Here is a 25,819-nt window from a genome sequence, read left to right as displayed (position 1 = left end):
CGTCCGCGGCCGGGAACGAGTGGAAAGAGGGGAGACCAGCCAGCCTATGCCCTGGAACAATCAAGGCGGATCCGGTCCGGGAGGCAGCCCGTGGGGCAATCCTCGCCCCGGCGGACCCTGGGGGCAGCCGCCTCAGGGCGGCGGCGGCGGTGGGCGTGGTCCCGGCGGCGGCCCTGACCTGGACGAGGCGATCCGCCAGGCGCAGGAGGTTCTGCGCCGCTTTCTGCCGGGCGGTGGCGGCGGCATGGGCAGGTGGCTCGGCATCGGCGCCGTGGTGGTGCTGGGCCTCTGGGCCGCCAGCGGCATCTACCGCGTGCAGCCCGATGAGCAGGGCGTGGTGATGCGCTTCGGCGCCTTCGACCGCACCACCCAGCCGGGCCTGAACTACCACATCCCCTGGCCGGTCGAGAGCGTCACCACCCCGCGGGTGACGCGCATCAACCGCATCGACATCGGCTTCCGCGCCGCCGGCGACGCGCCGCTGACCCGCCCCGTGCCATCGCGCGACGTGGTCGAGGAAAGCCTGATGCTGACCGGCGACGAGAACATCATCGACATCGACTTCGCGGTGTTCTGGCGCATCCGGGACGCCGGCGAGTTCCTGTTCAACACCCGCAACCCCGAGCAGACGGTGAAGTCCGGGGCGGAAAGCGTGATGCGCGAGGTGGTCGGCCAGACGCCGATCCAGCCGGCGCTGACCGAGGCGCGCGCCGAGATCGAGAGCCGCGTCCGCACCGGGGTGCAGTTCATCCTCGACCAGTACAAGTCGGGCGTCGAGATCACCCAGGTGCAGCTGCTGAAGGTGGACCCGCCCACCGAGGTGATCGACACCTTCCGCGACGTGCAGCGCGCCAACGCCGACCGCGAGCGGCTGCGCAACGAGGCCGAGACCTACCGCAACGACATCATCCCCCGCGCCCGCGGCGAGGGACAACGGCTGATCCAGGAGGCGGAAGGCTACAAGGAAAGCCAGATCGCCCGCGCCCGTGGTGAGGCCGCCCGCTTCCTGAGCGTCCTCTCCGCCTACCAGGGCGCCAAGGACGTGACGATCCGCCGCCTCTACATGGAGACGATGGAGGAGATCCTGCGCCGCAACCCGAAGCTGCTGGTGGATGACCGCCTGCAGGGCATCGTGCCCTACCTGCCGCTGGACGGCGCAAGCCGCCCCGCCGGAACGGCGGGACCGCAGCAGCCGGCACGCCCGCCCGTGCCGCCCTCCGCGCTGAACAACGCGCCGGCGCAGCCGCAGGCCTCGCAGGGAGCCAGCCGATGAACCGCATGCTGCTGCTGGGCGGCGTCATCCTCGTGGCGCTGGTGACGGCGCTTTCCGCCCTCTTCACGGTGCGGGAGACCGAGCAGGTCCTGATCACGCAGCTCGGCCAGCCGATCCGGGTGATCAAGGAACCCGGCCTGCACGTGAAGATCCCCTTCATCCAGACGGTGAGCAGCTTCGACAGCCGCCTGCTGGACTACGACACGCCCGGCGAGGAGGTCATCCTCGCCGACCAGCGCCGGCTGATCGTGGACACCTTCACCCGCTTCCGCATCACCGATCCGCTGCTCTACTTCCAGACGGCGGGCACGCAGGAGAGCGGCATCCGCGCCCGCCTCTCCTCCATCGTGGCCTCCTCGATGCGCCGCGTGCTCGGCAGCGAGACGCTGATGGCCGTGCTGTCCAGCGAGCGGGCGCGGATCATGAACGAGATCCAGCGCCAGGTGAACGCGGAGGCCAAGAGCTTCGGCGTGGCCATCGAGGACGTGCGCATCCGCCGCACCGACCTGCCGGACGAGAACACCCAGGCGATCCTGAACCGCATGCAATCCGAGCGCGAGCGCGTGGCGCGCGAGGCGCGGGCGGAGGGTGCCGAGGTCGCGGCGCGCGTCCGCGCGCAGGCCGACCGCGAGCGCACCGTGTTGCTGGCCGAGAGCCAGGCCCAGGCCGACACGCTGCGCGGCCAGGGCGACGAGGAGGCGATCCGCCTCTTCGCCGAAGCGGCGCAGCGCGACCCCAGCTTCTGGAGCTTCTACCGCTCCATGCAGGCCTACCGGGAGGCGCTGTCCGAGGGCGACACCCGCCTGGTGCTGACGCCGGATTCGGAGTTCTTCCGCTACTTCCGGCAGAGCCGGCCGGATGGCTCCGGCCTGGGTGCGGCCGGCGGCGCCCCGGCCTCGCCGCAGCCACAGCCGCAGGGCGCGGCGCCGGCCCGGTGAGCCGCGCGCCTTGAGCCTGCTGCAACTCATCGCCGGCGGGGCGGTTGTGCTGGCGCTGGAGGGGCTGCTCTACGCAGCCTTTCCGGCGGCCATGCAGCGCGCCCTCGCCGGCATCACGGGCCTGCCGCCGGAAAGGCTCCGCCTCGCCGGGCTGGCCGTGGCGGCGGCCGGGATCGCGCTGGCCACGCTGCTGGTGCGCCACTGAGACCATCCCTGGGGCCGCCGGGGCGGGAAGCCGCCTGCTTTTCCACCGGGCGCGGGCGCCGCCGCCCTTCCGCTCCTGCCCGGGCTGCCCCATCTTCACGTCTGCCGGGCCGTGGCCCGGATCGTCTCCCAAGCGAGGTTTGCCGATGCGTGTCGCCACCCTGATCCTGAGTGCCACGGTCGCCGCGGCGCCGCTCGTCCTGCCGCCGTCCGCCTCGGCCCAGCCGGCGCAGGTGCCGCAGGCGCTGACGGAGCGGCTGCCGGAGAGCTTCGCCCCGCTGGCGCGCCGCCTGCTGCCCTCGGTGGTCAACATCCAGACCAGCCAGACCCTGCAGGCCGGCGGCAACCGCCCGGATGCGCCGGAGATGCCGCAGTTCCCGCCCGGCAGCCCCTTCGAGGAGCTGTTCCGCGACTTCATGGAGCGCATGCGGCCGCCGGGCAGCCGGCCAGGCCAGCCGCCGCGCCGGCAGCAGAGCCAGGGCTCGGGCTTCATCATCGATGCCGGCGGCATCGTGGTGACCAACAACCACGTCATTGACGGCGCGGACGAGATCAACGTCGTGCTGCAGGACAACACCACGCTCAAGGCCGAGCTGGTCGGCGTGGACCAGCGCACCGACCTCGCCGTGCTCCGCGTGAAGTCCGACAAGCCGCTGCCGGTGGTGGGGTTCGGCGATTCCGACAGCGCCGAGGTGGGCGACTGGGTGCTGGCCATCGGCAACCCGCTGGGCTTCGGCGGCAGCGTCACCTCGGGCATCGTCTCGGCGCGCGGCCGCAACATCAATGCCGGCCCCTATGACGACTTCATCCAGACCGACGCCGCCATCAACCGCGGCAACTCCGGCGGCCCGCTGTTCAACACCAAGGGCGAGGTGATCGGCATCAACACCGCCATCGTCTCGCCCTCCGGCGGCTCGATCGGCATCGGCTTCGCCATTCCCGCCAACCTGGCCAAGAACATCGTCGCCCAGCTGGTGGACAGCGGAAAGGTGCGGCGCGGCTGGCTGGGCGTGAACATCCAGCAGGTGACGGACGAGATCGCCGAGAGCCTTGGCCTCCAGGGCCATGCGCGCGGCGCCCTGGTGGCGCGGGCGCAGGAGGACGGCCCCGCCGCCAAGGCCGGCATCCAGAACGGCGACGTGATCCTGAGCTTCAACGGGCACGAGGTGCAGGAGATGCGCGCCCTGCCGCGCATCGTGGCCGAGACCAAGGTGGGCACCGCCGTGCCGGTGACGGTCTGGCGCAACGGCAAGCAGGAGACGCTCCAGGTGACCGTCGCCGAACTGCCGGCCGAGCAGCAGCAGGCCGCCGCCCAGGCCGCTCCGCAGCAGCCGCGCGCCGGCGGAGCCATGGCGCTCTCCGGCCTGGGCATGAAGGTTGCCCCGCTTTCGGCCGAGACGCGCGACCGCTTCAGCCTGAAGGAGGATGCGCGCGGCGTGGTCGTCACCGAGGTGGAGCCGGGCAGCAGCGCGGCCGAGCGCGGGCTCACCGCCGGCGACCTGATCGTCGAGGTGCAGCAGAACCGCGTCACCACGCCGCAGGAGGTGCAGGAGCAGATCGCCCGCCTGCGCCGGCAGAACCGCCCAACGGCGCTGCTGCTGATCGAGAACGGCCAGGGCCAGCGCTTCGTGCCCCTGCGCCTGGCGCCCGAGGGCAAGAACGGCAGCCCGGGCTGATCCCGGGGAAGGCTGATCCCAGGGGAAGCTGATCCCGGGGGAAAACGAATTCTCCCCCGGCCCTCCTCTTCTTCTTTCTGTCGGTTTGGGCGCGCGGGTGAGGATCTCGGCTCTGACTGGCAGAAAAGGGAGGAGGTCTGGGGGAGTTCGCTCCCCCGACCTTTTCACCGCCCCGCCAGGTTCCGGCCCGGATTTTCCTGCGGGCCTTTTTCATGGGCTTACGCGACGAACTCGGCTGCGCGATATCCTTGCGCGAACAGCAGGGCCCGCAGATCCGCATGATCCACCCGCACGCGCGCCGCGGCAGCGACCACCGGCTTGGCGTGGTAGGCCACGCCAAGCCCCGCCGCGGCCAGCATGTCCAGGTCGTTGGCGCCATCGCCAACGGCCAGCGTGTCGGTGAGCGGCAGGCCCAGCTCGGCCGCCAGCTGCTTCAGCGTGGTGAGCTTGGCATGCCGGTCGAAGACCGGCTCGGCCACGGTGCCGGTCAGGCTGCTGCCGTCATCCTCCAGGAGATTGGCATGGTGGCTGGTGAAGCCGACCTTTTCCGCCACCCGGCTGGTGAACCAGGTGAAGCCGCCCGAGGCCAGGGCGCAATGCGCGCCGTTCGCCACCATGGTGCGGACCAGCGCCGTGGCGCCCGGCATCAGGTGCGTGTCGGCCCAGGTGGCCTCCAGCGCCGCGAGGGCGAGGCCCTTCAGCATTGCCACGCGTTCCCGCAGGGCGGTGGCGAAGTCGATCTCGCCGTTCATGCTGCGGCGGGTGATCTCGGCCACGCGCTCCTTCAGCCCGGCATAGGCGGCCAGCTCGTCCAGCGTCTCGCTGGTGACGATGGTGCTGTCCATGTCGGCGATCAGCAGCCGCTTGCGGCGTCCCTCCGCCGGCTGGGCGATGCTGTCCACCGGCGCGCCCTCGAAGACGCGGGCGGCGGCGGCCTGGGCCTGCTCGGGGGCCAGCCCGTCGAAGGGCAGGTCCGCGGCCTCCTCCGCGGCCAGCCAGTCCGCGCTGCCGGCATTGGCGCCGAGGGTGACCAGCGCGGAGCGGACCCGCGCGATGAGGGGCGCCGGCAGTTGGCCTGCGGGCGCGATCAGGGTGAGCACATGCTGCATGGGGAGCGGACCATGCCCGCGCGCGCATGAGCAGGCAACCTTTCGCGCTGCTGGTGGCCGGCCCGACGGCCAGCGGCAAGTCCGCGCTGGCCCTCGGCCTTGCCGGGCACCTGGGCGGCGCGATCATCAACGCCGACAGCATGCAGATCTATGCCGGGCTGGAAGTGCTGACGGCGCAGCCCTCCGCGCAGGAGCAGGCGCGGGCGCCGCACCGCCTCTACGGGGTGCGCGACCCGGCCGAGGCCGCCAGCGTGGCCTGGTGGCGCGGGCAGGCCCTGGCCGAGCTGGCGTCGGCGCGCGCGGCAGGGCGCCTGCCGATCCTCTGCGGCGGCACCGGGCTCTACTTCCGCTCCCTCACCGAGGGCATCGCGCCCGTGCCGGAAATCCCGCCTCACGCGCGGGAGGAGGCACGGGCGCTGCTGGCGGAGAAGGGTCCGGCCGCGCTGCATGCCCTGCTCGCCGCCGCCGATCCGGAAACCGCCGCCCGCCTGCGCCCCAGCGACAGCCAGCGCCTCGCCCGTGCCTTCGAGGTCTGGCGCGGCACCGGGCGGGGGCTGGCCTCCTGGCAGCGGGAGCCGGGCACCGGCCCGGCGCGGCTGGGCGGAGTCCCCTGGCGCTTCGCCGCGCTGCGGCTGGACCCCCCGCGCGACGCCCTCCGGGCCGCCATACGGCAGCGCTGGGAGGCCATGCTGCGCGCCGGCGCGGTGGAGGAGGTGCGGGCCCTGGTGGCGCGCCGCCTCGACCCCGCCTTGCCGGCGATGCGCGCGCATGGCGTGCCGGAACTGTCCGCCCTGCTGGCCGGGCGGCTCACGCCGGAGCAGGCCGGGGAGCGGGCCTGCCTCGTCACCGGGCAGTACACCAAGCGGCAGGCTACCTGGTTCCGCCACCAGCCGCTGGCTGCTCCCAGCGAAACGCATACGATCCATGCGCGGGTGGCGGGAATGGAGCAATTTTCAGAAAGAGAGCGTGGGGAAATTTTCTCGTTTGTTCGCTCCCGCGTTGACGGGGGCGGGGAGGGGGCGTAGATCGGGGGCCCGGGCAGGAACGCCCGGCAACACCGCCCCGCAGGAAAGCCAGAAGCCATCATGTCTGCTGCCAACCTTCCCGCCGCGTCCGACACCCAGATCATGACGGGTGCCGAGATTGTCCTGCGCGCGTTGAAGGAGCAGGGCGTAGAGGTTATCTTCGGCTATCCCGGCGGCGCGGTACTCCCGATCTACGACGCCATCTTCCAGCAGAACGCCATCCGCCACATCCTGGTGCGGCACGAGCAGGCGGCAGTGCACGCGGCCGAGGGCTATGCCCGCTCCACCGGCAAGGTGGGCTGCGTGCTCGTCACCTCCGGCCCCGGCGCCACCAATGCCGTGACCGGGCTGGTGGACGCGCTGATGGACAGCATTCCCGTCGTCTGCCTGACCGGCCAGGTGCCGACGCACCTGATCGGCAACGACGCCTTCCAGGAGGCCGACACCACCGGCATTACCCGCCCCGCCACCAAGCACAACTACCTGGTGAAGCGGATGGAGGACCTGGCCCGGACGGTGCACGACGCCTTCTATGTGGCGCGCTCCGGCCGCCCCGGCCCGGTGGTGATCGACCTGCCGAAGGACATCCTGATCGGCAAGGGCCGCTACGCGCCGCCGCCGACGCAGGAGCACCGCTCCTATCGCCCGCAGACCGAGCCGGACATGGCGCAGATCCGCAAGGCGGTGCGGCTGCTGAAGGAGGCCAGGCGCCCGGTGGTCTATTCCGGCGGCGGGGTCATCAATGCCGGCCCCGAGGCCTCGGAACTGCTGGCGAAGTTCGTCCGCATGGCGGGCCTGCCCTGCACCAACACGCTGATGGGCCTCGGCGCTTTCCCCGCCAGCGACCCGCAGTTCCTGGGCATGCTGGGCATGCACGGCACCTACGAGGCGAACCTCGCCATGCACGGGTGCGACGTGATGTTCAACATCGGCGCCCGTTTCGATGACCGCGTGACCGGCCGGCTCAACGCCTTCGCGCCGGACGCGGTGAAGATCCACGCCGACATTGATCCTTCCTCGATCAACAAGAACGTCAAGGTGGAGGTGCCGATCGTGGGCGACGCGGCCTCCGTGCTGCGCGCGCTGATCGCCGCCTGGGAAGATGACGATGCCCGGCAGGACCGCGAGGCGATGGCCGCCTGGTGGCGGCAGATCGACGCCTGGCGCGAGACGAAATGCCTGCGCTACGTGCAGGAAGGCAGCCTGATCAAGCCGCAGCACGCGGTGAAGCGGCTCTACGAGCTGACGCTGGAGACGGGCCGCGAGACCTTCATCACCACCGAGGTCGGCCAGCACCAGATGTGGGCGGCGCAGTATTTCGGCTTCGAGAAGCCGAACCGCTGGATGACCTCGGGCGGCCTCGGCACCATGGGCTATGGCCTGCCGGCGGCGATGGGCGTGCAGGTCGCGCACCCGGACGCGCTGGTGATCGACATCGCCGGCGAGGCCTCGATCCTGATGAACATCCAGGAGATGGCGACGCTGGCGCAGTACCGCCTGCCGGTGAAGGTGTTCATCCTGAACAACCAGTACATGGGCATGGTGCGCCAGTGGCAGGAGCTGCTGCATGGCGGCCGCTACTCCGAGAGCTACAGCGAGGCGTTGCCCGACTTCGTGAAGCTCGCCGAGAGCTTCCACGGCGTCGGCATGCGGGCGGAAAGCGCGGACGACCTGGACCGCGTCATCCGCGAGATGATCGCCATCGACCGGCCGGTGATCGTGGACGTTGCCGTGGACCCGAAGGAGAACGTCTTCCCGATGATCCCCTCGGGCGCTGCGCACAACGAGATGCTGCTGGCCTCCGGGCAGATCGCCGGCGGCGCGGGCGTGACGGATGAAGGGACGGCGCTGGTCTGAGCCGGCGCCACTCCGACCCCGCGCCATCCCGGCCCCGCGATCATACGGACACAAGAATGCCCGACCCCAACGACATGTCCCAGCGCGCCGCGACCATCGCGGTGCTGGTGGAGAACGAGGCCGGCGTGCTGGCCCGCGTCATCGGCCTGTTCTCCGGCCGTGGCTACAACATCGACAGCCTGACCGTGGCGCCGGTGGATGCGGAGGGGCGCCTCTCACGCATCACCATCGTCACCTCGGGCACCGAGATGGTGATCGAGCAGATCAAGGCGCAGCTCGACCGGCTGGTTCCCGTGCACAAGGTGGCGGACCTGACGCTGGAAGGGCCGCACCTCAACCGCGAGCTGGCGCTGATCAAGGTGGTGGGCAGCGGCTCGGCGCGGCAGGAGGCGCTTCGCCTGGCCGATGCCTTCCGCGCCCGCGTGGTGGACGCCACCATCGAGAGCTTCGTCTTCGAGATGACGGGCAGCAGCGAGAAGCTCGACGCCTTCATCAACCTGATGCGGCCGATCGGCCTCGTGGAGGTCTCGCGCACCGGCGCGGTGGCCATCGCGCGCGGCACGGCCAGTCTTTCGGTCTGATCTGCGCCAGGGGGCGCTGCCCCCCGGACCCCGCCATCTGACGGGAGGTCCAGGAACCTCAGGGTCCTGGCGGGAGAGCGCGAGAGGGCGGAGCCCTCTCGCAAGGGCTTTGGTTTTTCAATCGGGGGAGTGCGCCAGAGATGCGCGTCTACTACGACCGTGATGCCGATGTGGGCCTGATCAAGGGCAAGAAGGTCGCCGTCATCGGCTTTGGCAGCCAGGGCCATGCGCATGCGATGAACATGCGCGATTCCGGCGTCGCCGAGGTGGTGATCGGCCTGCGTCCCGGCGGTTCCGCCAAGAAGGCCGAGGCCGCCGGCTTCAAGGTCATGAGCCCCGCCGAGGCCGCCAAGTGGGCCGACGTGGTGATGGTGCTGACCCCGGACGAGGGCCAGGGCGACCTGTACCGCGAGCAGCTGCACGAGAACATGCGCGAGGGCGCCGCGCTGGCCTTCGCGCACGGCCTGAACGTGCATTTCAACCTGATCGAGCCGCGCGCCGACATCGACGTGTTCATGATCGCGCCGAAGGGCCCCGGCCACACGGTGCGCGGCGAGTACCAGAAGGGCGGCGGCGTGCCCTGCCTCGTGGCGGTGCACCAGAACCCCTCGGGCAACGCGCTGGAGATCGCGCTCTCCTATGCCTCCGCCGTCGGCGGCGGCCGCTCGGGCATCATCGAGACGACCTTCAAGGAAGAGTGCGAGACCGACCTGTTCGGCGAGCAGGTGGTGCTCTGCGGCGGCCTGGTCGAGCTGATCAAGGCGGGCTTCGAGACCCTGGTCGAGGCGGGCTACGCGCCGGAGATGGCCTATTTCGAGTGCCTGCACGAGGTGAAGCTGATCGTCGACCTCATCTACGAGGGCGGCATCGCCAACATGAACTACTCCATCTCCAACACCGCGGAGTATGGCGAGTACGTCACCGGCCCGCGCATCATCACCGCCGAGACCAAGGCCGAGATGAAGCGCGTGCTGAACGACATCCAGTCCGGCAAGTTCACCCGCGACTGGATGCTGGAGAACAAGGTGAACCAGGCCAGCTTCAAGGCGACCCGCCGTCGCCTCGCCGAGCACTCCATCGAGGAGGTCGGCACCAAGCTGCGCGGCATGATGCCCTGGATCACCAAGGGCGCGCTGGTGGACAAGAGCCGCAACTGAGACGGGCAGGGGCGCTTCGGCGCCCCTTTCCATGCCCGCGCAGCCCAGTTGCGCGCGGGGCGCGCGGCAACTGTTCCGCGGCCAAGTCGTTGCTGCCACGCCCTCTCGGGAAGGACGGCATGACATGCGGCTCTTCAACTGCGACGTCTGCGGACAGCTTCTCTACTTCGAAAACACCCGCTGCATGCGCTGCGGCGCGACGCTCGGCTACCTGCCCGAGGCGAACCGGCTCTCCGCGCTTGATCCGGCGGAGGGCGAGCGCGGCGTGCCGCAGGGCAGCGAGGACCAGCCACAGGTCGGCCACCCCGCCGAGGACCAGCAGATGGTCGGGCAGGAGGGGGCGGGCCAGCCGGAGGTGGGGCGGCGCGCCGTCGGCCAGCTCTGGCGCCCGCGCGCCGACCCCGGCCGCCTCTACCGCTTCTGCAGCAACGCCCATCACGAGGCCTGCAACTGGCTGGTGCCGGAGGATGCGCCCGGCGTGTTCTGCCTGGCCTGCCGGCACAACCGCACCATTCCCGATTTGGCCGACCCGACGAACCTGGCGCACTGGCGCAAGATCGAGGAAGCCAAGCGGCGCGCCTTCTACAGCTTCATCCGGCTCGGCCTGCCGCTGATCAACCGGGTGGAGGACCCCGAGAACGGCCTCGCCTTCGACTTCCTGGCCGATCCCCTTGGCGAGGGAGGGACCAAGGTGATGACGGGCCACGACAACGGCCTGATCACCCTGGCGCTCGTCGAGGCCGACGACGCCGAGCGGAACCGTCGCCGCACCGAGATGGGCGAGCCCTACCGGACGTTGCTCGGACATTTCCGGCATGAGTCCGGCCACTACTTCTGGGACCGCCTGGTGCGCGACGGCGGGCACCTGGAGGCATGCCGTGCGCTCTTCGGCGATGACAGCGAGGACTACGGCGCCGCCCTGCAGCGGCACTACAACGCGGGGCCGCCCGCCGACTGGCAGGAGCATTTCGTCAGCACCTACGCCACCGCCCATCCCTGGGAGGACTTCGCCGAGACCTGGGCGCACTACCTGCACATCGTGGACACGCTGGAAATGGCGCGCGCCTTTGGCCTCGGCATCGCCCCGCGGGTGGAGCATGGCGAGGAGCTGGCGGCGGAAGTGGACTTCAACCCCTACCGCACCACGGAGATCGCCCCGGTGATCGAGGCATGGGTGCCGATGACGGCCGCGGTGAACAGCCTGAACCGCTGCATGGGCGCGCCCGACCTCTATCCCTTCGTGATTTCGCCCGCGGTGGTGGAAAAGCTCGCCTTCATCCAGGCGCTGGTGCACGGCACGCTGCCCGGCGCGGAGGCCGGCAAGGGAGGGAGTTGACGTCATCCACCGCGTCGCAGCACCCTGCCGGATGCCATGACGATCCTCGCCCCCGACAGCGGCTATCCGCGCGACTTCCTCGGCTACGGCCCCAACCCGCCGGACCCGCAATGGCCCGGCGGCGCGCGCCTCGCCCTCTCCTTCGTGCTGAACTACGAGGAGGGCGGCGAGAACACCGTGCTGAACGGCGACCCCGGCGGCGAGATCTACCTGAACGAGACGCCGGGCGGGACCCCGGTGCTGGGCGCGCGGGACATCGGCAAGGAGAGCCAGTTCGACTACGGTGCCCGCGCCGGCGTCTGGCGCGTGCTGCGCCTTTTCGCCGAGCGCAACCTCAGGCTGACGGTCTATGGCGTCGGGCGGGCGCTGGAGCTGAATCCGGCCGTCGGCCGCGCCTTCGCCGAGGCCGGGCACGAGGTGGCCAGCCATGGCTGGCGCTGGATCAACTACCAGGACGTGGACGAGGCCACCGAGCGCCAGCACATCGCGCAGAGCGTGCGAACCATCGAGCGGGTGGTCGGGCGCCGGCCGGTCGGCTGGTACACCGGGCGCATCAGCCCGCGGACCCGCCGCCTGGTCGCCGAGCATGGCGGCTTCCTCTACGACAGCGACGCCTATGACGACGACCTGCCCTACTACGTCACCGTCGCCGGCAAGCCGCTGCTGGTCATCCCCTACACGCTCGACAACAACGACATGAAGTTCGCCGTGCCGCCCGGCTTCACGGCGAATGACGGCTATACCCAGCACCTGCGCGACGCCTTCGACTTCCTGCGCGAGGAGGGCCGCGCCGCGCCCAAGATGATGAGCGTCGGGCTGCATTGCCGGCTGGTTGGCCGGCCGGCGCGGGCGGCGGCGCTGGCGCGCTTCCTCGACCATGTCGCGGCCTGCCCGGATGTCTGGGTGGCCACGCGGGAGGAGATCGCGCGGCACTGGCTGAAGGTGCACCCGCCCACGGGCTGAGGCCAGGCCTTCACCGGGCCTTCATGTCCTCCTGGCAGAAGGCGGGGAAGGACATGGAGGAAAAATTGCGCGCCCTTCCCTTCGCCCTGACCGTCGGCCGCAAGCTCGCCCTCGGAGCGCTGGTGCCGCTCCTGCTGCTCGGCCTCATGATCGCCGATGTCTGCCGCAGCCTGGACCTGATCCGGCACGAGAGCGCGGCGGAGTTCAGGGCGGCGGCGGTGGAGCTGCGCCTGAAGCAGTCGGAGAATGCCCTTCAGGCCGCCCGCGCGCAGCTGCACGAAGTTGTTTCAGCGCAGAACCTCAAGGTGCTCGACGAGGCCGGCAACCTGGGCGCACGGGAGCTTGGCCAGGCCCGCCAGCATGTCAGCGCCGCTGCCGCCGATGCCGGCGGCCCGGAGGCGCAGGCGAAGCTGCGCGAGGCGCAGGCGCAGCTCGGGGAGCATGACGCGGCGCGCGAGGCGCTGGTCGCCGAACGGCGCCGGATGCTGGAGACCCGCGACCATCTCGCCACGCTCGGGCGCGACTACGACCGCATGTTCGAGATGGTGATGGGCGGCATCGATGCCTCGATGTCCGCCGCCCGGCAGGAGGAGGTCCGGCAGAACCTGCTCACCCTCCACCGGACCGTCACGGAGGCCCGCATCAACCTGCAGGACCATATGCTGACGGGCGAGGCCCTGCCCGCGCGCCGCGCCCGCAGCGCCATCCAGCAGTCCCGCGTCTACCTGCGGAGCGTGGTGGAGAACGAGGCGGCTTCCCCCGTCCAGAGGGACTGGGGCACCCAGGCCGGGCGGATCGGCCAGGACGCCGCGGCCGTTCTGCGGGCGCTCGACGAGATCGGCCGGCTCCGGCGCGAGGTGCTGACGCCCAGCCGCGAGCGCATCGAGGCGGCGCTGGGCGAGGCGAACAGTTTGCTGCAGGCCGAGGCCCGCCAGGCCCGGCTGCGGCTGGAAGCGGCGATCGGCGGCGCGCGGCAGAGCCTGCTGGTGCTGGGCCTCGCGGTGACCCTGCTGCTGGCGACGCTGGGCTTGCTGAACGCCCGCTCGATCAGCCGTCCGCTGCGCCGGCTGACCCGGGCGGTGGGGGAGCTGGCGGCGGGCCGGATGCCCGAAGGCATCCCCGGCCTCGGCCGCCGGGATGAGATCGGCACCATCGCGGCCGCCATGCAGGACCTGCAGGCCACCGTTGGCCGCGCCTTCGCCCAGAGCCAGATGCTGGAGCAGCTGCCGATCGGCGTGATGACCGCCGATCCCCACGACGGCTTCCGCATCACCTACATGAACGAGGCCAGCCGCCAGGGGCTGCGCCCGCTGGAGCGCCTGCTGCCCTGCCGGGTGGAGGAGCTGCCCGGCCGGAGCGTGGACCTGTTCCACCCCCCGGCCCAGCGGCAGCGGATCCGCGACATCCTCGCGCAACCCGAGCGGCTTCCGCATGCCGCCAAGATCCGGCTTGGCGAGGAGATGCTGTCCCTGCGCATCACCGCCATCCGCGATGCGCGCGGTGGCTATGTCGGGCCGATGCTGAGCTGGTCCCTGGTCACCGCGCAATCCCGCCTCGCCGCCGATTTCGAGGCCGAGGTGGGCGCGGTGGTGAACGCGGTGGCGCGTTCCGCCGACGCCCTGCAGGAGGCGGCGCGCGGCATGAGCGCCAGCGCCACCCGCTCCGGCCAGGAGGCTGGCCGGGTGGCCGAGGAAAGCCAGCGGGCCGGCGCCAGCGTGCAGGCGGTGGCCGCCAGCGCCGAGCAGCTCGCCGCCAGCGTGGCCGAGGTGACGCGGCAGGTGCAGAGCGGCGCCGGGGTCGCCCAGGAGGCGGCGGGCGAGACCCGCCGCGCCGACGCCACCATCCGCGCCCTGGCCGAGGCCGCCGGGCGGATCGGCGACGTGGTGCAGCTGATCCAGGACATCGCCGCCCAGACCAACCTGCTGGCGCTGAACGCGACCATCGAGGCGGCGCGCGCCGGGGAGGCGGGGAAGGGCTTCGCCGTGGTGGCCTCCGAGGTGAAGAACCTGGCCGGGCAGACCGCCAGGGCCACCGAGGAGATCGGCCAGCAGGTCCAGGCGATCCAGGGCAGCACAACCCAGGCCGTGGACGTGCTGCAGGGCATCGGCTCCACGGTGGAGCGGATGAACGAGGTCACCGCCGCCATCGCCGCCGCGGTGGAGCAGCAGGCGGCGGCGACGCAGGAGATCGCCCGCAGCGCGGCGCAGGTGTCGGAGAGCACCGGCGCGGTCAGCCGCCGCATCGGCGATGTCAGCGAGGCGGCGGCGACCACCCGCGCGGCCGCCGGCGGCGTTCTCGACTCGGCGGCGGAGCTGAGCGGGCAGGCGGTGGCGCTGCGCCGCAAGTCCGACGCCTTCCTGGAGGCGGTGCAGGCGGCGTGAGCGCGCCGAAAAGGGCTTGCGGCAGGGCGGCGCCCTCCCTATCGTCCAGGGCATGAACGCCCGCGCGCGCCTTCCCGGCCTGACGAACGGCTCCGCCGTCGCTGCCGCGCGCGCGCTTCCCGGCCTCCTTCTCCTTCGACTTAGCCGCCCCTGAGCGTGACGCCCGGCTGTTTCTGCCGGCATCGCTCAGGGGGACCCTGAGGCGCAGCACGCGCCTCCGCCTATCCGGTTCACGGCAGCAACGAAGGAACGCCCCATGGCCATCAGCCATCCCAGCTTCGGCACCATCGACGACAAGCGCGTCATCGTCTTCGACACCACCCTGCGCGACGGCGAGCAGTCGCCCGGCTTCTCCATGAACCTGGAGGAGAAGCTGCGCATGGCCGAGGCCCTGGCCGAGCTGGGCGTGGACGTCATGGAGGCCGGCTTCCCCATCGCCAGCCAGGGCGACTTCGAGAGCGTGCTCTCCATCGCCCAGCGCTTCGCCAAGGACGGGCCGGTGGTCTGCGGCCTGTCGCGCTCCGCGCCCGGCGACATCCTGCGCGCGGTGGAGGCGGTGAAGCCCGCCGCCCGCCAGCGCATCCACACCTTCCTCTCCACCTCCGACCTGCACATGCGCGTCAAGCTGCGCATGAGCCGCGAGGAGGTGCTGGAGGCGATCACCAAGTCCGTCTCGCTGGCGCGCAACCATGTGGCCGATGTCGAGTGGTCGGCCGAGGACGGCTCGCGCACCGACCCGGAGTTCCTGTGCCGCTGCGTGGAGGCCGCCATCAAGGCGGGCGCCACCACCATCAACATCCCGGACACCGTGGGCTACGCGGTTCCCGACGACCTGAAGCGCATCTTCACCATGCTGCGCGAGCGGGTGCCGGGCGCCGACGGCGTGATCTTCTCCACCCACAACCATGACGACCTGGGCCTGGCGGTGGCGAACACCCTGGCGGCCATCGAGGCCGGCGCGCGGCAGGTGGAGGCGACCATCAACGGCATCGGCGAGCGGGCCGGCAATGCCAGCCTGGAGGAGGTGGCGATGGCGCTGCGCACCCGCGCGGACGTCATGCCCTACACCACCGGCATCGTCACCCAGAACATCCTGCGGACCAGCCGCCTGCTGGCCACCATCACCAGCTTCGACGTGCAGCCCAACAAGGCCATCGTCGGCCGCAACGCCTTCGCGCACGAGAGCGGCATCCACCAGGACGGCGTGCTGAAGGACAAGACCACCTACGAGATCATGACGCCGGAAAGCGTCGGCTGGTCCACCAACTCGCTGGTGATGGGCAAGCATTCCGGCCGCGCCGCCTTCCGCGACAAGCTGGCGACGCTGGGCTACACGCTGGGCGACAACCAGCTGAACGACGCCTTCCGCCGCTTCAAGGACCTCGCCGACCGCAAGAAGGTCGTCTACGACGAGGACATCGTCGCGCTGGTGGATGACGAGGTGGTGCGCGCGCAGGACCGGCTGAAGCTGCTGGCGCTGACGGTGGCCACCGGCATGGGCACGCGCCCCACGGCCTCGCTGGCGGTGGAGATCGACGGCGAGAAGGTCGAGGCGGTGGCCGGCGGCGACGGCGCGGTGGACGCCACCTTCAACGCGCTGCAGCAGGTGGTGCCGCACCAGGCGACGCTGAAGCTCTACGCCGTGCAGTCCGTCACCGGCGGCACCGACGCGCAGGCGCGCGTGACGGTGCGCCTGGAGGAGGAAGGCAAGCTGGTGGACGGGCAGGGCGCCGATACCGACACCATCATCGCCTCCGCCCGCGCCTATGTGCACGCGCTCAACAAGCTGCTCGCCAAACGCAGCCGCACCGCGCCGCCGGAGATGATGCGCTCCGCCTGAGGCGGAGGCCCGCGGGAGAGCCAGGCGCTCCCCGCGCCTTCCGAAGCGGCGGCGAGCTTGTGGCAGGACGATGAAGGTCCGGGGGAATTCGTTTCCCCGGACCTTCTTGTTCGTGCCGCCAGCGGCGGACCGCACGGCCCGGCATTTTTCTGCGAACAACTCGCATCTGCTTCGGAACCTCCCTGCCGTGGCGCTGGTTTGCTGCACAGAGGCGCTGAAGGCGACCCTGCGGCGCCCCCCACAGACAGGAGTGGCCGATGTATTACCATGACAAGCGCCTGCAGTATCCGGTCCGTGTCGAGACGCCTGATCCGCTGTTCGCCCGCCAGCTGCAGCAGGCGATTGGCGGCATCGAAGGCGAGATCCGCGTCTGCCTGCAGTATTTCTTCCAGGCCTGGGGCGCGCGGGGGCCGAGCACCAAGTATCGCGACATGCTGCTGCACACCGCGACCGAGGAGATCGGCCACATCGAGATGCTGGCCACGGCCGTGGCGCTGAACCTGGAGAACGCGCCTCTCAGCCTGCAGGAAAGCACGGTGGCCGCGAACCCGGTGGTCAACGCGGTGATGGGCGGCGAGCGGCCGCGCCACATGGTCGAGGGCATGCTGCAGCGGCATATCCTGTCCACCGGCATGGCGGCTTTCCCGGCCAACGCCGACGGCGTGCCCTTCGACTGCTCGCATGTCTATGCCAGCGGCAACCTCGCGGCCGACATGTTCGCCAACGTCACCGCCGAATCGACCGGTCGCGTGCTGGCCGTGCGCCTGTACAACGCCGCGCATGATCCCGGCATGAAGGACATGCTGAGCTTCCTGATCGCGCGCGACACCATGCACCAGCAGCAATGGCTGGCGGCGATCGAGGAACTGGGCGGAGCCAGGGCGCTGCCGATTCCGAACAGCTTCGACCAGTCCAAGGAGAAGCAGGAGTTCAGCTACGTCTTTCTCGGCACCGACCGCGACGGCGTGCCGCCGCCGGAGGGCCGCTTCACCACCGGGCCGTCGCTGGACGGCAAGGGCCAGTTCAGCGTGATGCAGAACATGCCGCTGGGAGACGAGCCGGTTCTCGGCCCGGCGCGCGAGGGGTCGGGGGCCCAGGCGGAGCAGATCGGGAAGCCGGCGTCGGGCGGCTGAGCCACGGGAGAACCCTGGGGCGCGCCGGCGGTTGTTCCCCCGAACCCCACCGCCGGCGCTCCCGGCCCGTTCCGAGAGGAGAGAGAGTTCGTCATGGTCACCACCGTCGGCACCGAAAGCACCTTTCCGAAGCTGGTCCGCAACCTGCTTCTGCTGGAGCACGATGCGATCGCGGCCTATGAGCAGACCATCGAGCGGCTGGAGAACCCGGCCTACAAGCAGCAGATCGCGGCCTTCAAGAGTGACCACGACCGCCATGTCATGGAGCTGACGCGGCTGGCCGACAGCCTGGGCACCGAGGCGCCGACGGAAGGGGATGCCAAGCAGCTGCTGACCACCGGCAAGGTCGCCTTGGCCAGCATCATGGGCGATGCCGCCATCCTGCGCGCCATGAAGTCGAACGAGGAGGACACCGTCTCGGCCTATGAGCGTGCCTGCAAGCATTCCGAGGTGCCGGCGGAAGCGTTGCGCGTCTTCGAGCAGGCGGCCCAGGATGAGCGGCGGCACCGCGGCTGGATGCAGGAGACCGCCGCGGCGGGCTGAGGCTTCGGCCGAGGGAGGAGCGCCAGGCCGCGGGGTGCCTGGCGCCCGCCGCTCCGGGGAGGACGGTTCACGCAGACTCGCCTTGCAGCCAGGCATCAGAAGATGGTCTGTTGGGGTTGGCATATTGTCGGCCGGCCCGGTAGCTTGTCCCTGGAGGGAGTGAATGCCCTTTGCCTGGATCGCGAAACCAGCAGACCTGACCCTCTGCCTCAGCGGCTATCCCGTTCGGATCAGGCTGCATACGGGGCGGGAACAGCCCTATACGCTTGAAGTGGATGGAAAGTCGGCGCGGGTTTACTCGTCGCTCGCGCGTGCCAAGGCGGATGCGATACGCAGCGCGCGGGACTGGGACGAGGAAATGGCGCGCATCCTGGCGGACTGAATCCAGGCTCCTGTTTCACGTGCTTCCAGGATTCGCGGGTGCCGCGTCACGGGCGTTCAGAAGCGCGGCGACACGGTCGGCGAGTTCTTCCGGCGTGATCGGCTTGCGCAGCAGCAGCAACGGTCCCTGGCCCCCGGCCTCAACGAACCCGTCCCCATGGAGGTCTCCGGCATAGCCGGTGATCAGGAGGGCCGGCAGGCCTGGATGCCTGCGCCGTGCCTGCCGCAGCAATTCCAGCCCGTCCATCCCCGGCATGGCGAGGTCGCTCACCAGCACGTCGAAGCGGGGCGCGGCCGCCAGCACGGCCAGCGCGGCGCTGCCGTTCTCGGCCTCCTCGACCGCATGGCCGCGGTCCCGCAGGCTGGCGGAAAGCACCGAGCGCACCTGCGGCTCATCATCCACAAGGAGAACGCGTCCGGCGCGGAGAAGCGGCGTTTCGGCCGGTTCCGGGACGGGCGGCGGCTTCGCCGCGGCGCCTTCCCCGGCTTCCGGCAACCAGAGCAGAACGGCCGTGCCGCGGCCGAGCTGGCTGCGGATGCGGATGGCGCCGCCCGACTGCTCGGCGAAGCCCTTGGCCATGGCGAGGCCGAGCCCCGTGCCCTTGCCCTGCGGCTTCGTGGTGAAGAAGGGTTCGGCGGCGCGCGCCAGCACGGCCGCGTCCATCCCGGTGCCGGTGTCGGTGACGGCGAGGCGGACATAGCTGCCCGCCGCCAGGCCCAGTTCGCCCGCGCCGCCGGGTGAAACCACCTCGGCCGCCGCGGAGAGCGTCAGCGTACCGCCACCGAGCGGCGCCATGGCGTCGCGGCCATTGATGGCGAGGTTCACCAGCACGGTCTCGAGCTGGCCGCGATCGGCCAGCAGCCGGGGAAGCGTGGGCGGCGCCTCGACCTGCACCTTGATGTTGGCCCCAAGGGTATAGGTCAGCACCTCGCGCAGGCTGGCCAGCAGGGCGCCGACCTCCACCGCTTCCGCCCGCAACTCACCGCGGCGGGCGAAGGCCAGCAGCCGCCGGGTCACCGAGGCGCCGCGCTCGGCCGCCTCCACGACGATGCCGGCCATGCGCTGCACCGCTTTGGTGTCCTCGGCGCGGCGCTGGATGGTCTTGGCGCCGCCGAGCACCGCCTGCAGGACGTTGTTGAAGTCATGCGCCACGCCGCCGGCCAGCCGCCCGAGCGCCTCCATGCGCTGCGACTGCGCCAGGCGCTCCAGCATGGCCTCGCGCTCGCGCCGCGCCATCTCCAGGTCGGCCTGCGTGCGCTGCCGCTCCAGCCACAGCAGGCCGAGCGCCGCCAGGGCCAGGGCGAGCAGGGAAATGGCGCCCGCCGCCGCGCGGACCGCAGGGCGCACGAAGCTGGTCGAGGCCAGTTCGCGCCGCGCGTCCAGGATCACGGCGACGGCCAGTGGCGCCTCCGCCAGCACGCGGTATCCCGCCAGCTTCGGGCGCTGGTCGAAAGTGCTTCGCTCGATTCGCAGACGGCCGCTTTCCGAGGCGTTCAGCCGCATCATCAGCGGTGCGTCCGGCTTGAGCACCAGGCCCAGGAAACGCCGCATGTCGCTGCTGCGCGCGAGGAAGGTGCCGTCCTTGCGCAGCAGGGCGGCGCTGCTGCCGGGAGCGAACTGCAGGCTGCTGAGGTCCCTGGCCAGGTCCAGCGGGTCGATGGAAACAACCGCCACGCCCGCGAAGGCCCCCTCGCGCGTGTGCAGCGGCCGGGTCAGCTGCACGCTCCATTGATCGGAGGCGCGGCCCACCAGGGGCGCGCTGACGAACAGCCCCTGGTAGCCGTCGCGATGAATGCGGAAATGTTCGCGGTCGTTCAGGTTCACCGGCCGCCACTGCGGCAGGGAAGACCAGGTGAGCAGCCCGTCCCGCCCGATGATGCCGACCTGAAGCACGCCGAAGCGCCCGCGCCGCGCAACCAGCGCGAGCTGCATCTCGATGGCCTCGGCCCCGCTCGCGTCCCCGTTCTCGAGAAGCCGTTGGCGGGACTGCGCCAGGTCGTGCAGGCTTTCCACCGCTTCCAGCGTGCGCAGCACGTTCTGCTTGATGGCTTCGGCGGCGAGGTCGGCGCGGCCCAGCGCCGCCGTCTCCGCTTCCGCCTCCAGGCGCGCCGCCTGGCGCTCGGCAATGAGCCAGGCGCCGCCGGAGCAGGCCAGCCAAGCCAACAGCACGGCAACGGCACGCATGCGATGCGACAAGGCGAGGAGAACCTTTCAGCCCTTCAGTTCCTGTGGGAGCGGCACAGTCAGCCCACGCATCATCCGTGTTGCGGATGCCGGGCGGCCGGCCATGCCGCCGACCATATCCGCCCATAAGATAAAGGTAGTTTAATACTCGCGCGGTCGGCGCAAGCGCAAGCTAGGGCGTCTGCCGCGCCAGATGGGCGCGCAGAAGCGCCATGTTGCGCAGATTGGCACGATAAAAGACGTCGCCCGCCCAGCCCACCACCGGCACGGCGCTGATCAGGGTATCCAGTCCCAGATGGCCCAGCATGCGCAGCAGGGTGCGGCCCGGCACGCCGAGCCGCCAAGCCTCCCAAAGGAGGTAGGCGGAGACCCCTTTCGAGGCCAGCAGGCCGATGCCGGGCAGCAGGTTCAGCACCGGATCGGCGCCAAAGCGGATGCCGGTGCCGGGAATCCGCCAGCGGCTGTCGAGCAGGCGGGCGATCGCGTCGAGGCGCCGCCGCAGCCTTTCGTCGCTAGCCCGGGCGCCGCCGGGCAGGGCCACGGTCCGCGCCGTCCGTTGCGGCCGGGCGCCGCGGCTCCTCGCTGTTCCGTTCGTCATGGCGGAATAACGCGCGGCGGGGCGAAAGGTCCCGCCCCCACGCCCCGCCTGGCGGGCTACAGCGTGCTGGGATGGAACAGCGCCTCCGGCCCGATGGACTCGGCCGCCAGCCCATCCTGCGCGGCGTAGCGGATCATGGCGGCGATCTCGTCCCGGTTGCGGCGAAAGCCATAGGGCCAGGGATCGCCGCCCATCGCCGCCGCCTGCGCCTCAAACTCCGCCGCGATCCAGGGCAGGGAGACGCGCAGCACGTTCACCCGCGAAAGCTCCTCCAGCGACATCTCCTTCGCCCGGCTGAACGCGCGGAACAGCTCCAGCGGCAGCCAGGGATGCGCCGCCGCGACGTCCTTCCGCACCGCCAGGCAATGCATGATCGGGAAGAAGCCGGTGGCGCGGTGATAGGCCTCCTCCTCGCGCCGGTAATCCGGGTAGAGCCGGTCCACGGGCGCGCTGCGGGCGGTGAAGCAGGAGGGCGGGCGCGGCGCGACGATGGCGTCCAGCTCGCCGGCCGCCAGCAAGCCGTTCAGCGTCTCCTCCGGGCCGATCGGCCGCACGTCGAGATGTGGCGGCAGCGTCAGGGCGACGCGCTCGCTGCCGCCCTTCTCCTCCAGCCCGCCGGTGCGCCAGGCGATGCCGGTGGTGTCCACCCCGTAGTGCTCGCGCAGCATGCCGCGCACCCAGAGCGCCGCCGTCTGCTGGTATTCCGGCAGGCCGATGCGCCGCCCGGCGAGGTCGGCGGGGCCGCGGATGCCGCGGTCCGTCCGCGCATAGATCGCCGAGTGCCGGAAGGCGCGGGAGAGGAAGACCGGCACCCCGACATAGGGCGAATCGCCCCGCGCGGTGGTGACGATATGGCTGCCCATCGACAACTCGGTGACCTCGAAGGCCTTGTCGCGCAGGGCGCGGCGGAAGATGTCCTCCGGCTCGCCGGGCAGGGCGATGAAGCGCGCGCCCGGCACGCGCACGCGCCCGTCCAGCACGGGGCGGGTGCGGTCGGAAAGGGTGCAGGCCAGCGAGAGGGTCAGCGTCTCGGTCACGGGGTTCAGGGCTCCATCGCGGCGGCGAGGTTGTCGGGCGTGAAGGGCAGCGCGCGCGGCCGGACGCCCAGCGCATCATGGATGGCGGCGGCGATGGCGGCGATGGTCGGCCCCATGCTGCACTCGCCGGCGCCGAGCGGCGGCTCCTCCGGCCGGGAAAGCAGCCGCGCCTCCACCTTCGGCACCTCGGAAAAGCGCAGCACCGGGTAGCGCTCCCAGGCATCGCTGGTGACGGTGCGGCGGTTGAAGGCCACCTCTTCCTTCAGCGCGATGGAGGTGGCCTGGATGGCGCCCCCCTCCAGCTGGTTCAGCGCCCCGTCGGGGTTGATGACCTGCCCGACATCGGCGGCGATCCAGAGGCGGCGCACCCGCACCACCTCCGCGGCCTCGACCTCGGCGGCCACGGCGCACCAGGCGCCGCTGCCCTTGTAGCGCGCGGCGGCCAGGCCGCGGCCCACGCCCTCGGCCTTGTCGCCGCGCGGCCAGCCGCACAGCCCCGCCACCTCGCGCAGCACGGCGGCGGTGCGGGCGTCCTCGAGGTGGCGCAGGCGGAAGGCCAGCGGGTCCTCGCCAATCCGCTCCGCCAGCTCGTCCATGACGGACTCGTTGGCCCAGACGTTGATGAGCGCGCCCAGCCCGCGCAGGGCGGAACTGCGGAGCGGCATCTCCGTCAGCCGCCGCAGGGTGATGTGCAGCGCCGGGATGGCATAGCCCGGCTCGGCGTTGCGCTGCGCCCCGCCGCCCGCCTTGGCCGGCGCATTGACGGCGACCGGGTGCGGAAACGGCGCCTCCAGGTCCTGCGCCGCCAGCAGTGTCGGGGACCGGGCACGGCCCGGGCGAGAGGAATGCCCGTTGCCGGTGATCTCGGAGCGCCAGTGCCGCAGCCGCCCCGCCGCATCCAGGCTGGCCTCGACGCGCACGAGGGTGGCGGGCGAGTGCGGCGACCAGGCCAGTTCCTGCGCCCGGCTCCAGCGTAACCGGACCGGCCGGCCGGGGCAGGCGCGGGCGGCCAGGGCCGCATCCAGCGCCACGTCGTCCGCACCGTTGTGGCCGTAGCAGCCGGCGCCCTCGGCATGGCGGACGGCGATGCGCTCCGCCGGCATCCGCAAGGCCAGCGCGAGGTCGGCGCGCAGGTTGTAGACGCCCTGGCTATGGGTCCAGACCTCCAGCGCATCCTCCTGCCAGCGCGCCACGGCGCAGGAGGGAGCGACCGAGGCATGCGCCAGGAAAGGCCGGAAGAACCGCGCGCTGACCTGATGCGCGGCCGGCGGCAGTTCGGCGTCGCGTTCGGCGACGGTGCTTTCCTCGGCGGCGGCGGCGGCCAGCCAGTCCGGCAGGGCGGCCATTTCGGGCAGGCTGTCCTCCGCCTGCCATTCGGCGCGGCTGGCAAGGCGGGCGGCGGCGGCCTCGGCCGCGGTCTCGCTTGGCGCCACCACGGCCAGAAAGCTGCCATCCCGCACCAGCCGCGCGCCGGGCGGCAGGGCGCCGTCGCGCAGCGCCACCAGCCGGGCGCGGCGCGCCGGCGGGCGGATGACGCGGGCATGCAGCATTTCCGGCAGGCGCAGGTCGTGCAGGAAGCGCGGCGCGCCGGTCAGCTTGTCCATCAGGTCCAGGCGCGGCACCGGCCGGCCGACGATGCGGTGCGCGGCGGGCGGCTTCGGCGCCGCCTGGCCGGTGGCGTCCGTCTCCAGCAGGTCCTGCTCCGCCAGCTCCCCATAGGAGCCCAGCCGCCCCTCCGGTCCGAAGAACGCGCCGTCCTCGACGCGGATGGCCTCCATCGGCACGCCGCTGCGCTGCGCGGCGACGGACAGGAAGATGGCGCGCGCCTCGGCGCAGGCCTGGCGCAGCGCCATGCCGCATTCCTGCACGGAAAGGCTGCCGGAGGTGACGCCCTCGTCCGGGCTGTCCGGCGTGGCGGCGGGGCGCAGGCGGATGCGCTCCAGCGCCACGTCCAGTTCCTCGGCGGCGATCTGCGCGAGGGCGGTCAGGATGCCCTGGCCCAGCTCCACCTTGCCGGGCGTGAGCGTCACCGCGCCGTCCGCCGCGATGCGCAGCCAGCGCGAGAGCCGCGGCTGCACCGCCAGGCTGCCGGGCAGGGAATGGGCGGCCTCGGCGCCGCCGGTGGCGAGCGAATAGGCGAGGTTCATGCGGCACGCTCCTGCGCCGCGCGCAGCACGGCGCGGACGATGCGGTTCTGCGCGCCACAGCGGCAGAGATGCGGCTCCAGCGCACCGCGCACCGCCGCCTCGTCCGGCGCCGGGTTCGCCTCCAGCAGGGCGGCGGCGCTCATCAGGATGCCGGACAGACAGTAGCCGCACTGCCCGGCCTGCTCCGCGGCGAAGGCGCGTTGCAGCGGGTGGGGGTGCGCGGCATCCCCCAGCCCTTCCACGGTCTGCACCGCGCGGCCAGCCGCGACTTCGGCGGGCAGCGCGCAGCAGGGATGGGCCTCCCCGTCGATCCGCACGTGGCAGGCGCCGCAGGCCTCCTCGCCGCAGCCGAAGCGCGGGCCGGAAAGGCCGAGCGGGCCGCGCAGCGCCTCCAGCAGGGTCATGCCCGGCAGCGCCTCCACCTGCACGGGCTGCCCGTTGAGGATGAAGCCGATCCGGGCGCCGGTCATTGCGGCTGGATCTTCGCCAGGGTGATGTATTCGCGCTGCGTGGCGATGTCCTTCTCCAGGTAGGCGCCGAACTCGGCCACGCCCATCGGCATGGGTTGCGAACCCTGCTGCGCCATCGCCTTCACCGTGCCGGGCGATTGCAGAACCTTGTTCACCGCCGCATGCAGCTTCTCGACCACCGGGCGCGGCGTCCCCTTGGGCGCCATCAGCCCGAGCCAGATCGAGGCCTCGTAGCCGGGCAGGCCGCTCTCGGCGACGGTGGGGACGTCCGGCAGCAGCGGGTCGCGCTGCGGGCCGGTGGTGGCCAGCGCCCGCACGCCGCCGGATTCGATCAGCGGGCGCATGGTCGGAATGGCGTCGAACATCATCGGCACCTGGTTGCCGAGCACGGCGTTGCGCGCCTCGCCGCTGCCGCGGAACGGGATGTGCTGCACCTCGATGCCGGCCATGGCGCAGAACACCGCCCCGGCGATGTGGTAGGGCGTGCCGGGTCCGGAGGAGGCGAAGTCCAGGCTGCCCGGCTTCGCCTTGGCGAGCGCGATCAGCTCCCGCACGTTCTTCGCGGGCAGCGCGGGGTTCACCACCAGCACGTGGTGGGCGATGTTGATGGCCGCCACCGGCTCCAGGTCCCGCATCAGCCGGTACGGACGGCCCGGCAGCAGCGTCTCGTTGGCCGTGTGGGTGTTGGACATCACCAGCAGCGTGTAGCCATCGGGCTCCGCCTTGGCGACGGCGTCGGTGCCGATCACCGCCCCGGCGCCCGGCCGGTTCTCGATGACGAAGGCCTGGCCCATCGCCTCGCTGAGCCGCTCGGCCAGCAGCCGGCCATAGATGTCGGCCGAGCCGCCGGCGCCGAACGGCACCACGATCCGAACCGTGCGCGAGGGCCATCCGCCCTGCGCCCGCGCCATCCTCGGCAGCGCGGCGGCGGACAGCAGCCCCAGCCCGGCCCCGGCGAGGCCCCGTCGTGTGAGTTCCATCGTGT

22 protein-coding genes are annotated in these 25,819 nt (G+C 71.5%); 15 read left to right on the top strand and 7 right to left on the bottom strand.

What is annotated here, in order from left to right; genetic code table 11:
- The first annotated feature begins 244 nt into the window (after positions 1 to 244).
- The 4 genes from hflK (at position 245) to E0493_RS04915 (ending at position 4,091) form a co-directional block, all read left to right on the top strand.
- Positions 245 to 1,273 (top strand): FtsH protease activity modulator HflK, encoded by a 1,029-nt coding sequence (hflK, locus tag E0493_RS04930; RefSeq protein ID WP_408888456.1) that lies wholly within the window; start codon positions 245 to 247, stop codon positions 1,271 to 1,273.
- Entirely contained in the window at positions 1,270 to 2,211 is a 942-nt protein-coding gene (gene hflC / locus E0493_RS04925) for a protease modulator HflC (RefSeq protein WP_160935808.1), read from the top strand. Before hflK ends, hflC begins: the two co-directional genes overlap by 4 nt.
- Positions 2,212 to 2,221: 10 nt before the next feature.
- Complete coding sequence (locus E0493_RS04920; RefSeq protein WP_160935807.1) at positions 2,222 to 2,416, top strand: DUF2065 family protein; 195 nt, start codon at positions 2,222 to 2,224, stop codon at positions 2,414 to 2,416.
- 145 nt (positions 2,417 to 2,561) lie between these two features.
- Positions 2,562 to 4,091 (top strand): DegQ family serine endoprotease, encoded by a 1,530-nt coding sequence (locus E0493_RS04915; RefSeq protein ID WP_160935806.1) that lies wholly within the window; start codon positions 2,562 to 2,564, stop codon positions 4,089 to 4,091.
- A gap of 218 nt (positions 4,092 to 4,309) precedes the next feature.
- Here E0493_RS04915 and serB read toward each other — a convergent pair whose 3' ends face one another.
- Complete coding sequence (serB, locus tag E0493_RS04910) at positions 4,310 to 5,200, bottom strand: phosphoserine phosphatase SerB (protein ID WP_160935805.1); 891 nt, start codon at positions 5,198 to 5,200, stop codon at positions 4,310 to 4,312.
- Between the two features lie 26 nt (positions 5,201 to 5,226).
- Here serB and miaA point away from each other — a divergent pair, with 26 nt between their 5' ends.
- From miaA to E0493_RS04850, 11 genes are all read left to right on the top strand, one after another.
- On the top strand, positions 5,227 to 6,225 hold the full coding sequence (gene miaA, locus E0493_RS04905; RefSeq protein WP_160935804.1) for a tRNA (adenosine(37)-N6)-dimethylallyltransferase MiaA: 999 nt from the start codon (positions 5,227 to 5,229) through the stop codon (positions 6,223 to 6,225).
- Positions 6,226 to 6,285: 60 nt separating this feature from the next.
- Entirely contained in the window at positions 6,286 to 8,082 is a 1,797-nt protein-coding gene (locus E0493_RS04900) for an acetolactate synthase 3 large subunit (RefSeq protein ID WP_160935803.1), read from the top strand.
- 56 nt (positions 8,083 to 8,138) lie between these two features.
- Entirely contained in the window at positions 8,139 to 8,663 is a 525-nt protein-coding gene (gene ilvN / locus E0493_RS04895; RefSeq protein WP_160935802.1) for an acetolactate synthase small subunit, read from the top strand.
- 140 nt (positions 8,664 to 8,803) lie between these two features.
- Entirely contained in the window at positions 8,804 to 9,820 is a 1,017-nt protein-coding gene (ilvC, locus tag E0493_RS04890) for a ketol-acid reductoisomerase (RefSeq protein WP_160935801.1), read from the top strand.
- Positions 9,821 to 9,944: 124 nt separating this feature from the next.
- Positions 9,945 to 11,156: a zinc-binding metallopeptidase family protein gene (locus tag E0493_RS04880; RefSeq protein ID WP_202396912.1), complete on the top strand. Its 1,212-nt coding sequence runs from the start codon at positions 9,945 to 9,947 to the stop codon at positions 11,154 to 11,156.
- Positions 11,157 to 11,192: 36 nt separating this feature from the next.
- Positions 11,193 to 12,119 (top strand): allantoinase PuuE, encoded by a 927-nt coding sequence (gene puuE / locus E0493_RS04875; protein WP_160935800.1) that lies wholly within the window; start codon positions 11,193 to 11,195, stop codon positions 12,117 to 12,119.
- 65 nt (positions 12,120 to 12,184) lie between these two features.
- Entirely contained in the window at positions 12,185 to 14,500 is a 2,316-nt protein-coding gene (locus E0493_RS04870; protein WP_160935799.1) for a methyl-accepting chemotaxis protein, read from the top strand.
- A 256-nt stretch (positions 14,501 to 14,756) separates the two neighbouring features.
- A complete protein-coding gene (locus E0493_RS04865; protein ID WP_160935798.1) occupies positions 14,757 to 16,340 on the top strand; it encodes a 2-isopropylmalate synthase in 1,584 nt (527 codons plus the stop codon).
- 257 nt (positions 16,341 to 16,597) lie between these two features.
- The gene (locus E0493_RS04860; RefSeq protein ID WP_160935797.1) at positions 16,598 to 17,473 is read left to right on the top strand and encodes a manganese catalase family protein; all 876 of its coding nucleotides are present in this window, start codon (positions 16,598 to 16,600) and stop codon (positions 17,471 to 17,473) included.
- 93 nt (positions 17,474 to 17,566) lie between these two features.
- On the top strand, positions 17,567 to 18,016 hold the full coding sequence (locus tag E0493_RS04855) for a DUF2383 domain-containing protein (RefSeq protein WP_160935796.1): 450 nt from the start codon (positions 17,567 to 17,569) through the stop codon (positions 18,014 to 18,016).
- A 163-nt stretch (positions 18,017 to 18,179) separates the two neighbouring features.
- Complete coding sequence (locus E0493_RS04850) at positions 18,180 to 18,398, top strand: hypothetical protein (protein ID WP_160935795.1); 219 nt, start codon at positions 18,180 to 18,182, stop codon at positions 18,396 to 18,398.
- Positions 18,399 to 18,413: 15 nt separating this feature from the next.
- Here the strand turns inward: E0493_RS04850 and E0493_RS04845 are convergent, their stop codons facing one another.
- From E0493_RS04845 to E0493_RS04820, 6 genes are all read right to left on the bottom strand, one after another.
- The gene (locus tag E0493_RS04845) at positions 18,414 to 20,594 is read right to left on the bottom strand and encodes a response regulator (RefSeq protein WP_160935794.1); all 2,181 of its coding nucleotides are present in this window, start codon (positions 20,592 to 20,594) and stop codon (positions 18,414 to 18,416) included.
- Between the two features lie 160 nt (positions 20,595 to 20,754).
- Positions 20,755 to 21,123, bottom strand: a complete 369-nt coding sequence (locus E0493_RS04840) for a DUF4112 domain-containing protein (RefSeq protein ID WP_367614457.1) — start codon at positions 21,121 to 21,123, stop codon at positions 20,755 to 20,757.
- A gap of 113 nt (positions 21,124 to 21,236) precedes the next feature.
- Complete coding sequence (locus tag E0493_RS04835; RefSeq protein WP_160935792.1) at positions 21,237 to 22,217, bottom strand: substrate-binding domain-containing protein; 981 nt, start codon at positions 22,215 to 22,217, stop codon at positions 21,237 to 21,239.
- A 5-nt stretch (positions 22,218 to 22,222) separates the two neighbouring features.
- Entirely contained in the window at positions 22,223 to 24,364 is a 2,142-nt protein-coding gene (locus E0493_RS04830) for a molybdopterin cofactor-binding domain-containing protein (RefSeq protein ID WP_160935791.1), read from the bottom strand.
- Positions 24,361 to 24,834, bottom strand: a complete 474-nt coding sequence (locus tag E0493_RS04825; protein ID WP_160935790.1) for a (2Fe-2S)-binding protein — start codon at positions 24,832 to 24,834, stop codon at positions 24,361 to 24,363. Before E0493_RS04825 ends, E0493_RS04830 begins: the two co-directional genes overlap by 4 nt.
- On the bottom strand, positions 24,831 to 25,814 hold the full coding sequence (locus tag E0493_RS04820; protein WP_160935789.1) for a Bug family tripartite tricarboxylate transporter substrate binding protein: 984 nt from the start codon (positions 25,812 to 25,814) through the stop codon (positions 24,831 to 24,833). The genes E0493_RS04825 and E0493_RS04820 overlap by 4 nt, the downstream gene beginning before the upstream one ends.
- Between the last annotated feature and the right edge of the window lie 5 nt (positions 25,815 to 25,819).

The sequence above is a fragment of the Teichococcus coralli genome, from assembly GCF_009829925.1.
In the GTDB taxonomy this organism is placed as follows: Bacteria; Pseudomonadota; Alphaproteobacteria; order Acetobacterales; family Acetobacteraceae; genus Pseudoroseomonas; species Pseudoroseomonas coralli.
The sequence above is the reverse complement of the archived record's forward strand: the minus strand, read 5'-3'. Positions and strand labels throughout refer to the sequence as shown.

Bases quoted from the DNA above. Each gene is read 5' to 3' on its own strand.
- hflK (WP_408888456.1), top strand. From the start codon at position 245: ATGGGCAGGTGGCTCGGCATCGGCGCCGTGGTGGTGCTGGGCCTCTGG.
- hflC (WP_160935808.1), top strand. From the start codon at position 1,270: ATGAACCGCATGCTGCTGCTGGGCGGCGTCATCCTCGTGGCGCTGGTG.
- E0493_RS04915 (WP_160935806.1), top strand. From the start codon at position 2,562: ATGCGTGTCGCCACCCTGATCCTGAGTGCCACGGTCGCCGCGGCGCCG.
- serB (WP_160935805.1), bottom strand. From the start codon at position 5,200: ATGCAGCATGTGCTCACCCTGATCGCGCCCGCAGGCCAACTGCCGGCG.
- miaA (WP_160935804.1), top strand. From the start codon at position 5,227: ATGAGCAGGCAACCTTTCGCGCTGCTGGTGGCCGGCCCGACGGCCAGC.
- E0493_RS04900 (WP_160935803.1), top strand. From the start codon at position 6,286: ATGTCTGCTGCCAACCTTCCCGCCGCGTCCGACACCCAGATCATGACG.
- ilvN (WP_160935802.1), top strand. From the start codon at position 8,139: ATGCCCGACCCCAACGACATGTCCCAGCGCGCCGCGACCATCGCGGTG.
- ilvC (WP_160935801.1), top strand. From the start codon at position 8,804: ATGCGCGTCTACTACGACCGTGATGCCGATGTGGGCCTGATCAAGGGC.
- E0493_RS04880 (WP_202396912.1), top strand. From the start codon at position 9,945: ATGCGGCTCTTCAACTGCGACGTCTGCGGACAGCTTCTCTACTTCGAA.
- puuE (WP_160935800.1), top strand. From the start codon at position 11,193: ATGACGATCCTCGCCCCCGACAGCGGCTATCCGCGCGACTTCCTCGGC.
- E0493_RS04865 (WP_160935798.1), top strand. From the start codon at position 14,757: ATGGCCATCAGCCATCCCAGCTTCGGCACCATCGACGACAAGCGCGTC.
- E0493_RS04860 (WP_160935797.1), top strand. From the start codon at position 16,598: ATGTATTACCATGACAAGCGCCTGCAGTATCCGGTCCGTGTCGAGACG.
- E0493_RS04855 (WP_160935796.1), top strand. From the start codon at position 17,567: ATGGTCACCACCGTCGGCACCGAAAGCACCTTTCCGAAGCTGGTCCGC.
- E0493_RS04850 (WP_160935795.1), top strand. From the start codon at position 18,180: ATGCCCTTTGCCTGGATCGCGAAACCAGCAGACCTGACCCTCTGCCTC.
- E0493_RS04830 (WP_160935791.1), bottom strand. From the start codon at position 24,364: ATGAACCTCGCCTATTCGCTCGCCACCGGCGGCGCCGAGGCCGCCCAT.
- E0493_RS04825 (WP_160935790.1), bottom strand. From the start codon at position 24,834: ATGACCGGCGCCCGGATCGGCTTCATCCTCAACGGGCAGCCCGTGCAG.
- E0493_RS04820 (WP_160935789.1), bottom strand. From the start codon at position 25,814: ATGGAACTCACACGACGGGGCCTCGCCGGGGCCGGGCTGGGGCTGCTG.